This window comes from Sorangium sp. So ce117, from assembly GCF_051524395.1.
GTDB lineage: Bacteria > Myxococcota_A > Polyangia > Polyangiales > Polyangiaceae > Sorangium > Sorangium cellulosum_B.
Genome location: NZ_CP150309.1, coordinates 428,815 through 439,829 on the forward strand (window position 1 = coordinate 428,815; position 11,015 = coordinate 439,829).

Genomic DNA, 11,015 nt, shown 5'->3' on the forward strand with positions numbered 1-11,015 from the left:
GGCGAGCTCGAGCTCGCAAAGAGGCCGTCGACACGCGATCTCGCGAGCGCGAACACAAGGCCCAAGGACACACCACCATGAACATCAAGAACCTGCTCCTCTGCTCGCTCATCTCGTCCTCCTCGCTCGTCGGCTGCATCGCCGAGCCGCTCGAGGGCGACAGCGCCGATGAGGGCGCGAGCGACGCCGCCGAGGTCGTGGGCGAGGGCGCAGAGGCGATCATCGGTCCTGGCGGCGATGACGGCGGCGGCCCGGTCACGAAGACCGTGAACCTCTCCTGCTCGATCACCTATCCCAGCATCTTCAACCCGAACGCCGCGATCAAGAACACCTCGCTCTTCGGCGTTCCGGACTGGGCGAAGATCACCTTCACCGTCACGCACTACTACGGCGATCCGGGGCCCTACACCCGCTCGGTCACCGGGCCGCTCGCGAAGGGCCAGACCAAGCTCGTCCCGCTCACGCACCCCGGCGCGCTCGACGCCTACGGCTGCACCGCCAAGGCCACCTGGATCCTCCCCGACTGAACCCGCGTCGGCAGACCAGCAGCCCTGTTGCAGGGCCAGGGCGTCACCGCGCATGGAGCCCCCGATGTCCCCGGGCGCGCGTCCACGCGCGCCTGCGCGGAGCTCGCCCTGGCTCCCGATCTCCACGAGAGCAGCGCTCGACACGAGGGCAGCACTCGACGTCTTACCTGTTCCTACCTCTCCCACCTCGCTCCCAATTTTTGTTTTGCCAATTGACACAACAGAAAATCGGGCTACCCTGAAGCTCGTGACAGCGCCAGGCCGCCCGCGCGGCAGACCGAGGAAAGATCCGCAGCAGCTCGCGACATGGGTTCCGCCCGAAGGCTGGTCACGCCTTGTCGCGTGGATCTCGCCGGAGGAGCGGATGGCGCTGAAGCGCGTCGCGCTCGAGGCGAGCACCTCCGTCGCGGAGCTGGTGCGTGCGCTGGCGAGCGGGCTCGCTGGGGGCGTCATCACCCCTGACGAGCTGCTCGGCCACGTACGAAAGGGCATTCAGGTCATGGAGAAGATTCCGACGATTTTCGATCGCGGCGACGACTTCAAGGTGCTCCCGAAGCCGCGGGAGGGGTGCGAGTGGGTCTTTGCGGGCGAGGGCCGTCCCACCGAGAAGCTCGACGGCACGAACGTGCGGTTGACCATCCGCTCGGGCCACGTGGTCCGGGTCGAGAAGCGCAGGAACCCGAGCAAGCTCCAGAAGCAGCAGGGAATCATCGACGGCTGGTACGTCGACGCCGACGAGCACGGGCCGGAAGACAGGTGGATCTTCGAGGCGGTTCGCGGGACGGAGTTCCAGGGCTGGCCGGACGGCGAGCATTCGGCGGAGGCGCTCGGACCGAGCATTCAGGGCAACCCGCTCGGGCTCGCCAGGCACATGGTCGTGCCGTTCAACCTCGAGATTCCCGCCTACGATGACGTCCCGAGGACCTATGACGGCCTCCGCGGCCTGTTCCAGCACCTGGAGAGCCGCTTCGCCCCGGGCCACCTCGCCGAGGGGATCGTGTTCCACCACCCCGACGGCCGGCGCGCCAAGATCAAGCGCAAGGACTTCCCCGGAGGGGCCGGCAAGTCGCGGTGAGGCTCCGGCCGATCGGGGCGCCTCTCCGCCGGGATCGAGGCAGCTCGCGATTCGCGCCCGTACCGCGGGCGCTCAGCGCCGCCGCCTGCCGCGCGCTGGCTTGCTGCTGCCTCCGCCGCGCGGCGCTGGCTTCTCTCCGCCAGGGCGCTGAGCCGGCTTCTCTCCGCCGGGGCGCTGGGCCGGCTTCTCTCCGCCGGGGCGCTGGGCCGGCTTCTCTCCACCGGGGCGCTGGGCCGGCTTCTCCGGCGGCGCCTCCGTCGTCCGGACGACGAGCAGCGCCTGCCCGCGCTCGAAGGTCGGCGTTACGCTCACGTAGCCGTTCTCGCGCGCGAAGCCCGCCATGTCGCCGCGGTGCTCATCCATGTACCGGCTGAACCGCGTCCAGAGATCGCGCGCCTCCTCGTCGGCGAGGGGCGCGCCGTCGATGGAGGCGGCGAGGTTCGAACGATCGCTCACTGGATCCCGTACTCCTTGAGGCGCCGGTAGAACGTCCGGCGCGGCAGGCCCACGACCTGCGCCGCCTTCACCCGGTTCCAGTTACAGCTCGAGAGCGCGACGAGGATCCGCTCCCGCTCGCTCGCCTTGTGCGCGTCCAGCGACGTCTCGACGCGGTGTGGGTCGCTCGACGGCGGAGCCCGGCCCGCGCTCGCGGGCGCCCCGCCGCCAGCGGGCGCTCGCGGCGGGGGCGTGGCGCCGCTGTCGAGCGAGCCCCGCAGCGACCGAGGCGCCGCGTCGGGGAGCTCGAAGTCCTCGCTCTCCAGCTCGGGGCGATCCGACAGGACCCACGCGTTGAGCAGCACGTTCTCGAGCTGCCGCACGTTCCCGGGCCAGGTGTACGCCGACAGCCGCTTCAGCGCGGCGCGGGACACGCTGCGGCGATCGCGGCCGTAGCGCGCGGCGAAGATCCCGAGGAAGTAGTCGATGAGCAGCGGGATGTCCTCGATCCGCTGGCGCAGCGACGGCACCCGCACCTCGACGACGTGCAGCCGGTAATAGAGATCCTCGCGGAACGTGCTCCGCGAGACCATGTCGGCGAGATCCCGGTGCGTCGCCGCGATGACCCGCGCGTCGACCGGCTCCTCACGCGCGCCGCCGACCGGACGGACGACCTTCTCCTGAAGCACGCGCAGCAGCCCCGCCTGCATCTTCTGCGGCATCTCCCCGATCTCGTCGAGCAGGATGGTGCCGCCGGTCACCTCCCGGAAGAGCCCCTTCCGGTCGCGATCGGCGCCCGTGAACGCGCCGCGGACGTGCCCGAAGAGCTCGCTCTCCAGCAGGTGCTCCGGGATCGCGCCGCAGTTGACGCCGACGAACGGCTTCTTCGCCCGCGGGCTCGCGTTGTGGATCGTCCGCGCGACGACCTCCTTGCCCGTCCCGCTCTCGCCCGTGATCAGGATCGGGATGTCCGTGTCCTTCACCCGGTCGATGAGCGCGTAGACGCGGCGCATCGCCTCGCTCGTGCCGACCAGGCCCTCGTAGCCGAAATGGCCGCGGATCACCGCGCGCGCCGAGCGCAGATCCCGCCGCGTCGCGGCCAGCTGCGCGGTGCGGTGGCCGAGGAGCTCCTCCAGCTTGGCGCGCGCCGCGCGCAGCTCCTCGTTCGCGCGCTCGAGCTCGCGGGCGCGGCGCTCGTTCTCGCTCACGAGGCGCGCCGTCTCGATGGCGATCGCGACCTGATCGGCCAGCGCCGTCAGCGTCGGGAGCTCCACCTCGAACTTCGCCGCCGCGCTCAGCCGGGTCTCCAGGTACAGCGCGCCGATCACCTGCCCGCTCCGCTGCCGGATCGGCACGCACGCGACCGACTGCAGCATGAGCTGGTGCACCGAGACGTAATCGCTCATGCGCGCGTCGTCCCGCGCGCTCGCGGTCACGACCGGCTCGCCCGTGGAGATCACCCGCTCGGCGATCGAGCTGGAGAAGCGCGCGTGCGGGTCGTCCCCCGCCTGGTCGCGCGAGGCGTGAATCGAGAGATCGACCGCGCCTTCGCCCGCGACCTGCTGCAGCTCGTCGCGCGGCGGTCGCTGCAGGATGATGAACCCGCGCTCCGCCTGGAGGAGCGCGATCGCGTGATCGGTCACCTTCGCGAGCAGGCGCGTGAGGTCGTGCTCGCCAGCGATCTCGCGGTTGATCTCGAGGACCCGCGCCAGCCGGTCCTCGCCCTGCGGGGTCGCAGCGCCTGCCTGAGCCGCCGCGCTCTGCTGGGTGAACGGCACCGTGCGGCTGCTCATCAGCTCGAGCATCGCGGCCGCCCGGATCTCCTTGCGCCGCGCGTCGTTCCAGAACACCTCCCGGAGGTCGCGCGGCAGCTTCGAGGCGATCTCCTCCAGCGTGATCAGCGCCTCCTCGCGGTCGTGGCGCGCCCGGATGAGGTGCCCCCGCTCCGTCTCGAGCTGCGCCCGCGCCTCCAGCGCGCGCCAGATCCAGTCGCGCTGGCCCGCGGCGCGCGCCGCGTCGAGCGCCTCGTCGTACGCCGCCCGGGCCCGCCACTCGTCGCGCGCGAGCGCCGCGACGCGGCCGCGGGCCAGCGCGAGCAGGGCGCGGTGAGCGCCAGTCGTCCCCAGGCGCTCCGACGCCACGTCGATCTCCTCGCCGAGGGCGCGCGGCTCCGCGCCGGCGCGCGCCACGGCGAAGAGCACGCGCTCGAGCCGCGCCTCGACCCCGTCGATGCGCCGGCCCATCGCCTCGTACGCCTCGGCGCACTCGAGGCAGAGCCGCTCGGCCTGCTCGAGATCGCCCGAGCGCGCCGCGTGCTCCGCCTCGAGCGCGAGCAGCTGCGCCTGCTGCTGCGGCGCGAGATCCGCGCGCTGGGCGGCGAGCGCGTCGAGCGACACCCGGGCCCGCGCGAGCCGCCCGAGGTAGAGGTCGAGGTTGGCGAGGTTGAGGAGCGCCTGGCGGATCGTCGCCACGCGGCCGGAGCGCCGGCCCAGGTCGACGGCGGCCTCGAGGTGGCGGATGGCCGCGCCGAGGTCGCCCTGGAGCTTCGTGAGCGCGGCGAGGTTCAGGCGGGTCGTCGCGAGCGTGCCCGCGTCGCCGGCCTGCTCCGCGGCCGTGAGCGCCTCCTCGTAGACCGCCTTCGCCTCGCTGAGGTGGTCGTCCCGCTGGAGCGCGAAGGCGAGCGACACGAGCGCGACCGACAGGATCCGCGGCTCTCCCGTGAGCCGCGCGAGCCGGACCGCGTGCTCCAGCGTGCGCTTCGCGTCCTCGTGCCGCGAGGCGAAGCTCTGCGCGAGCCCGCGCGTCGCCACCGCCTCGGAGACGATCGCCTCGGGCGAGGCGCCGAACGCGGCGGCCGTCGTGAGCTCGGGGCGCGACGCGCCGGTCAGCCCCGCCTCGATCTTGAGCGGGCCCACCCGCTCCACGGCCTCGCCCGCGCGGCGCTCCGCCTCGCCGTAGTCGCCGGCGCGCACGAGCGCGCGGGCCATCTGCAGCGACCAGAACGCCGCCAGCGCGTGATCGTCCGAGGCCTCGACCTGGTCCTTCACGCGCCCGAGCTCGGCGAGCGCCCGCGCCGTGTCGCCGCGGTTCATGGCGAGCCGCGCGCGCGCGAGCGTCAAGGTGGGCACCGCGGCGGCCGAGCCGTCGCCCTCGTGCCGCCCGAGCGCCTCCGCGGCCGCGTCGAAGTGGCCGCGGTCGAGCAGCCGGTGGATCTCCGCCGGCGGCAGCGCCGCCCCCTCGGCGCCCGCGCCGCCCGGCCCGGACGCCACCGCGCTCGTCGGGGGCGCGTCGAGCAGCCGATCGACGTCCTCGGTCGACGCGACGGGCGCGCGCGCGATGCACGCGACGATCTCGCGGATGCGCCCGGGCCACCGCCCCGCGCGGGAGACGACGTGCGCCGCCACCGCGTCGCTCAGCGACGGGATGGTGCGCTGCACGAGCTCGCGGGCGACCTGCTCGTCGAGCGGCGCCATCTCGAAGCGCTCGAACCCGCGGCCCAGGCGCGCGGGTGAAGGCGCGCCGTCCGTGGGCGCACCGCGCGCGCCGCGCCGCGCGCCTGGCGCCCGGTCCGCGCCGCTGTCCGATGGATCCCCGAGCACGAGCACGAGCTTGCCGCCGGCCTTCCGCACCTCGTCGAGCCGCTCGATCGCCGCGTCGCCGAGCCGATCGGCGTCGTCGACGAGCGCCGTCACCCGGCCGAGATCGTGCTCCGACAGCTCGATCGAGAGCGCCTCGCGCGGGTCTGCCACGCCGGCCGCCTCGACCCACGCGACGGCGTACCCGCCGACCTCGAGCGACCACGCGATGCGCCGGAGCAGCGCGCTCCGCCCGGAGGCGCGCGGGCCTTCGATCGAGAGCCCGCCGCCCGCGGGCAGCGCCATGATCTGCGCGAGCAGCCGCGTGGAGGGCGCGTCCAGCCCGACGATGGGCCAGACCACGGCGCCCGCTTCCGCGTCGGGCCTCGCGCCCGCCTCGCCCGGCCTCGCGGCCTCCTCTCCCGGCCCGGAGGGGAGCCGCGCCGCGCGCCGGAGCGCGTTCGCGAGCTCGTCGGCGCTCGGGTAGCGCGCGTTCGGGTCCTTGGCGGTCGCCCGGTCGACGACCCCCTGGAGCGCCTCGACGACCTTCGGATCACGCTCGCCCCCGCTGTCGCGGAGGGCCTCGGCGAGCGTCGCGCCGAGCGCGAACACCTCGGCGCGGACGGTGAGCGGGTCGCCCTTGAAGAGCTCCGGCGCAGCGTAGCGGGGCGTGAGGCCCACGGGCCGCGAGCCGTCGTCCCGGAACGGCGCGGCGAGGCCGAGGTCGACGAGCGTGGCGCGGCCGCCCTCGCCGACGATGATGTTCGCGGGCTTCACGTCGCCGTGCAGCAGGAGCGCGCGGTGCAGGCGCGTCAGCTGATCGGCCGCGTCGGCGATGGCCGCGAGGTTCCTGGCCAGGTCGCCCTTGCGCGCGAGCAGATCGGCGAGGCTCGTCCCCTCGACGAGCTCGCGCACCATGAAGGGCCGCCCTGACGCGGGCAGCCGGCCGAAGCGCAGGACGCGCGGCACGCCGAGGCCCTCGACGCCCGACAGCGCCGCCGCCTCGCGGACGAGCGCGAGCACCTCCGGCTCGTCCGCCTCCTCGCCGAGCGTCTTCAGCGCGACCGTCTTGCCGGTGAGGCGGTCGCGCACCGCCCACACCTCGCCACCACCGCCCTTTCCGAGGGCCCCGATCGGCTCATAACGCGGCGGAAACAGCGGACGCGACGTCACCTCATCCCTCGATCAGAGGCCATATCCCGCGGACAGCCCGAAGAACAACCCTGTGATGGAGAAGCCGGCGTCGAGCCGCGTCTGAAGCTGCTTGATCGGCTTGTACCGGAAGCTGAGCTGCGGGAACGAGATCCACGGGAACACCGACGGCTTGGAGCCTCCGTTGATCCAGCTCGGCTCGTCGTAGTCGCCGAAATGCTCGTTGGAGCCGTCGCAGAAGCCGCCGCTCGGGCCGGCGCACTTGCTCCACGAGCCCACGTCGTCGGGGTCGAGGCGCGACGGGTTGTTCGGGTACGCCTGCGCGCGGTAGAGGTCGCCGAAGACGACGCCGAGCCCGACGCCGCCGCCGATCAGCAGCGAGAAGCGGCCCTTCTCCTTGTCGAGCGGGATCTCGTAGAGGAGATCGGTCGTGAAGTAGACGAGCTTCATGGTGCTCGACACCATCTCCCAGGCGTCGTTGCCGTCGTTCTTCCCCTTGAAGAGGAAGGGATCCATCGAGTAGTCCGCGTAGGAGATCGCCAGATCGATCTCGAGCCCGTCCCTGCGCGTCGAGAGCTCCGGGCCGAACGTGAACACGTTCACGCTCGACCCGCCGTCCGCGAAGAGGTTGATCATCGCCTTCGGCACGATGAGGTTCCGGAACCGGAGCCCGGCGAACCGATAGGTCTTGCCCTCGCGCTCGAACGGGGCGTTCTCATCCGCCGCCTCGGGCGGCGCGTCCTGCGGCTTGTCCTTCTCGCCGGGCGCCTTGTCGTCCTGCGCCTTCTCGTCCGTGGCCTGCTTCTCGGCAGCGGCGGAGTCGTCCAGGTTGCCTTCGGCGTCGTCCTTGGGCTGCGCGCCGGCGCTCGACGAGAAGCTCACGGCGCCGAGCAATGCGGCGAGCGCGGCGGCCCTTGCGTGCACCCCGACCGCGAGCTGCCGACCCATCTTCACGTGGTCCATTGTAGGTCACCTAGCGATGCGTAAGTTCAGGGCCGGGCTCCGCGCCCACGGAACGGGCGCGCCGAGGCCAGCATCGGGTTCTCCGCGCGCCCCGGTGGACCGGGCACCAGCGAGGGGAGGGTACACGAGACGCAGCGCCGTGTGACGCCTGCGGACCGCCCACGGCGGAGCTTTTTCCATGACGGCGCGCCAGAGCGCGGCTGCTCGTGATCGCCGTCGGTGGCCGTGCGATATCGGCGCGGCAGGGCCCCACGGCGGCGGCATTGCTGGCGGACCAAACGAGGTTGCGCACAGCAAAATAATCCGCAATAGACGGAAAGGATGATCCTGCATCAGGCCCAGGTCGAGCAGACGATCGACCGCGACGAGCGGGACAGGTTCATCAAGGAGCTCGTGGTGGTGCGGGTCCGCAGCACCGCGCACGACTTGCCGCCGGCGAGCCGTGGGGTCGAGGGGGCGCGCGCGCCGGGGGTGGAGGACACGGACGCGGTGGTCCACGACGTGCCGCTGGCGATGATCCGCAAGCGGAGCGCGCGGCTCCGGAGCACGGTGGCGAGCGTGCTGCTGGTGCACGGGTACGGCCAGAACCGGTACATCTGGCACCTGCCGTCGCGGAGCTTCTCGAACTACCTGGCGCGCGCGGGCTTCGACGTCTTCAACCTGGACCTGCGGGGGCACGGTCGGTCGCGGCACCTCGGGGCGCGGCGGCCGGCCCACGTGACCGATTTCGTCCGCGAGGACGTGCCGGCGGCGATCGAGGAGATCCGGCGCATCTCGGGCCCGCGGCCCGTGTACCTGATCGGCCACTCGCTCGGGGGGCTCGTCGGCTACGCGACGGCGCCGACGATGGGGGACGCGGTCGGCGGGATCGTCACGCTCGGGAGCCCGTACCTGTTCACGCACGGGTCGCGGTCGCTCGCGCTGCTCGGCCGGCTGATGCTGACGGTCGACCGGCGCGTCCCGCTCGGGCAGGGGGCGCTCCCGCTGTCGGCGTGGGGCGAGCCGTTCCGGTTCGTGCGGGCGTTCGTCGAGAGCCCGATCTTTCCGCTGCCGATCCGGGGGTTCGTGCCCGGCTCGATGGAGACGCGGGTGCTCACGCAGCACATGTCGCTGGCGATGGACAGCGGCAGCATCACGGTGCTCCGGAACATGTTCCTGGACGCGGCGGCGTCGCGGAAGAGCGGCCACCACATGGGGAGCCTCTTCGGCTACGCCGAGCGCTTCGAGCAGCTCGACCTGCCGCTCCTGGTCATCGCGGGCACGCACGACGACCTCGCGCCGCCGGCGTCGGTGAAGCCCGCGTACGATTTCAGCCGCTCCTCGGACAAGACGTACCGCCAGTTCCCGCGCGGCCACCTCGACATCGTCGTCGGCCGGGACGCGCCGCTCACGGTGTGGCCGCTCATCGAGGCCTGGCTGAAGACGCGCATCCGGCGGGCGGCGGCGAGGGAGCGCGAGCAGCTGAGCGCGTAGGACGCCGCGCGAGGGCGCCGGCGCGACTGCTATCGTGGGCGGATGACCATCGAGCTGCGGCAGCTGGCCCCCGAGCAGCACGGCGAGTTCGTCCATCCCATCCTCACCGCCTTCGGCGCGCTCGTGAACACCGAGCGCCTGGAGGCGACGAAGCGGCTCCGGGAGCTCACGTATGGCCTCGGCGCGTACGACGGCGGGTCGCTCGTCGGGGCCGCCGGCTCGTTCTCGCTCACGATGACCACGCCGGGCGGCGCCGTCCCGGTCGCCGGGCTCACGATGGTCGGGGTCATGCCGACGCACCGCCGCCGCGGCATCCTCACGCGCCTCGTCCGGCGGCACATCGACGAGGCGCGCGCCGCGGGGCAGCCGATCTCCGCTCTCTGGGCCACGGAGGGCTCCATCTACGGCCGCTTCGGCTACGGCCTCGCGTCGCAGGCGTGCTCCATCTCGATCGAGCGCGATCGCACCGCGTTCCGTGGGGAGGCGAGCGCGGAGGGCCGGGCGCGGCTGCTCGGGGAAGCCGAGGCGCTCGAGGCGTTCTCGCCGGTCTGGGAGCGCGCCCGCCCGCTCGTCCCCGGGATGCTGGCGCGCTCGGAGCCCTGGTGGCGGGGCCGGCGGCTCTCCGACAACGACTTCATCCGCCAGGGGGGCGGCCCGCTCCAGCGCGTCGTGATCGAGGTCGACGGGCGCGCCGAGGCCTACGCGCTGTACTGCGTGCACCACCGGTTTGACGCGTCCTCGATCCCGATCGGCTCCGTCCGCGTCATCGAGGCGATCGGCGCCTCGCCGCTCGGGACGAGGCTCGTCTGGCGGTACCTCTTCGACATCGACCTGGCGCAGCGGATCGAGGCGAGCCTCCTGCCGCCCGATCATCCCCTCGGCATGCTCCTCGTCGAGCCGCGGCGGCTGCGCCTCACGGCGAGCGACGGGCTGTGGGTGCGCATCGTGGACGTCGAGGCCGCGCTCGCGGCGCGCGCCTACGGCAGCGGCGAGGCGCTCACGCTCGAGATCACCGACCGCGATTGCCCCTGGAACGCGGGCCGGTTCCAGCTCGACGGGGGCGAGCGGCGCGCGACGCGGACCACGGCGGCGCCGGACCTCCGCCTCGACATCACGGCGCTCGGCTCGGCGTACCTCGGCGGCGTCTCGCTCCGTTGCATGGCCGACGCGGGCCAGGTCGAGGCGCTCTCCGGAGGCGCCATCGAGCGCGCGGACAGCCTGTTCCGCGCCGCGCGCGCCCCGTGGTGCCCCGAGATCTTCTGAAGGCCAGGCCCCGATGACGCTCCCGCTCCGCGGCGTCTACGCGGTGACCCCGACCCGCCGTCGCCGCTTCCTGTGGGCCGCCTGGTGGACGGCCGAGCCCGCGCGCGAGCCGTTCCGCCCTCCGGACGCGAGCCAGGGCGGCGCGCGGACCGTCGAGGAGGCGCGGGCGCAGGCCGAGCGCGCGGCCGGGCGCCCGCTCGTCGAGATCGAGCCGGCGTGGGCGACGGCCTGGACGCGCGTCCTGCGCGGCGAGCCCCCGTGGCCCAAGGCGCGCGCGCGGCGGGAGGCGCCCCCGCCGCCGCCGCCCGGGCCGTCGAGCCGCGCGCCGTCGCGGCCGGCGTCCGCGCGCGGCGTGTCGCCGTTCGCGGTGCTCGGCCTGGCGGAGGCGGCGAGCGCGGACGAGATCCGCCAGGCGTTCCGCCGGCTCGCGCTCGTCACGCACCCCGATCGCGGCGGCGACGCCCGCGAGTTCATGCGCGTCAAGTGGGCCCACGACGAGGCGATGGCCAGGCTCGCGCGGCCCAAGCGCCGGTAGCGGAGCTACGGGGATCT

Annotated in this window: 8 protein-coding genes; 5 read left to right on the forward strand and 3 right to left on the reverse strand. The window is 73.4% G+C overall.

Features of this window, described 5'->3' with window-relative positions; genetic code table 11:
• The first annotated feature begins 77 nt into the window (after nucleotides 1–77).
• Entirely contained in the window at nucleotides 78–527 is a 450-nt protein-coding gene (locus tag WMF46_RS01715; protein WP_437983996.1) for a hypothetical protein, read from the forward strand.
• Between the two features lie 364 nt (nucleotides 528–891).
• Nucleotides 892–1,602 (forward strand): hypothetical protein, encoded by a 711-nt coding sequence (locus WMF46_RS01720; protein ID WP_437983997.1) that lies wholly within the window; start codon nucleotides 892–894, stop codon nucleotides 1,600–1,602.
• A gap of 72 nt (nucleotides 1,603–1,674) precedes the next feature.
• On the opposite strand, the gene WMF46_RS01725 is transcribed toward WMF46_RS01720, so the two are convergent.
• Genes WMF46_RS01725 through WMF46_RS01735 form a run of 3 tightly spaced genes read right to left on the reverse strand, consistent with a single transcriptional unit; the run spans nucleotide 1,675 to nucleotide 7,727 of the window.
• The gene (locus WMF46_RS01725) at nucleotides 1,675–2,058 is read right to left on the reverse strand and encodes a hypothetical protein (protein WP_437983998.1); all 384 of its coding nucleotides are present in this window, start codon (nucleotides 2,056–2,058) and stop codon (nucleotides 1,675–1,677) included.
• The gene (locus WMF46_RS01730; RefSeq protein ID WP_437983999.1) at nucleotides 2,055–6,785 is read right to left on the reverse strand and encodes a sigma 54-interacting transcriptional regulator; all 4,731 of its coding nucleotides are present in this window, start codon (nucleotides 6,783–6,785) and stop codon (nucleotides 2,055–2,057) included. The genes WMF46_RS01725 and WMF46_RS01730 overlap by 4 nt, the downstream gene beginning before the upstream one ends.
• Nucleotides 6,786–6,797: 12 nt before the next feature.
• The gene (locus tag WMF46_RS01735; protein ID WP_437984000.1) at nucleotides 6,798–7,727 is read right to left on the reverse strand and encodes a hypothetical protein; all 930 of its coding nucleotides are present in this window, start codon (nucleotides 7,725–7,727) and stop codon (nucleotides 6,798–6,800) included.
• Between the two features lie 321 nt (nucleotides 7,728–8,048).
• Here WMF46_RS01735 and WMF46_RS01740 point away from each other — a divergent pair, with 321 nt between their 5' ends.
• From WMF46_RS01740 to WMF46_RS01750, 3 genes are read left to right on the forward strand one after another with little or no spacing between them, the layout of a single operon-like run.
• Entirely contained in the window at nucleotides 8,049–9,200 is a 1,152-nt protein-coding gene (locus tag WMF46_RS01740; protein WP_437984001.1) for an alpha/beta fold hydrolase, read from the forward strand.
• A 42-nt stretch (nucleotides 9,201–9,242) separates the two neighbouring features.
• Nucleotides 9,243–10,463 carry a GNAT family N-acetyltransferase gene (locus WMF46_RS01745; protein ID WP_437984002.1) on the forward strand — a complete coding sequence of 407 codons (1,221 nt, stop codon included), beginning with the start codon at nucleotides 9,243–9,245 and terminating at the stop codon, nucleotides 10,461–10,463.
• 13 nt (nucleotides 10,464–10,476) lie between these two features.
• Nucleotides 10,477–10,998: a J domain-containing protein gene (locus WMF46_RS01750; RefSeq protein ID WP_437984003.1), complete on the forward strand. Its 522-nt coding sequence runs from the start codon at nucleotides 10,477–10,479 to the stop codon at nucleotides 10,996–10,998.
• The last annotated feature ends 17 nt before the right edge of the window (nucleotides 10,999–11,015 follow it).

Coding starts and splice junctions, on each gene's coding strand:
- WMF46_RS01715 (WP_437983996.1), top strand. CDS start 78: ATGAACATCAAGAACCTGCTCCTCTGCTCGCTCATCTCGTCCTCCTCG.
- WMF46_RS01720 (WP_437983997.1), top strand. CDS start 892: ATGGCGCTGAAGCGCGTCGCGCTCGAGGCGAGCACCTCCGTCGCGGAG.
- WMF46_RS01735 (WP_437984000.1), bottom strand. CDS start 7,727: ATGGACCACGTGAAGATGGGTCGGCAGCTCGCGGTCGGGGTGCACGCA.
- WMF46_RS01740 (WP_437984001.1), top strand. CDS start 8,049: ATGATCCTGCATCAGGCCCAGGTCGAGCAGACGATCGACCGCGACGAG.
- WMF46_RS01745 (WP_437984002.1), top strand. CDS start 9,243: ATGACCATCGAGCTGCGGCAGCTGGCCCCCGAGCAGCACGGCGAGTTC.
- WMF46_RS01750 (WP_437984003.1), top strand. CDS start 10,477: ATGACGCTCCCGCTCCGCGGCGTCTACGCGGTGACCCCGACCCGCCGT.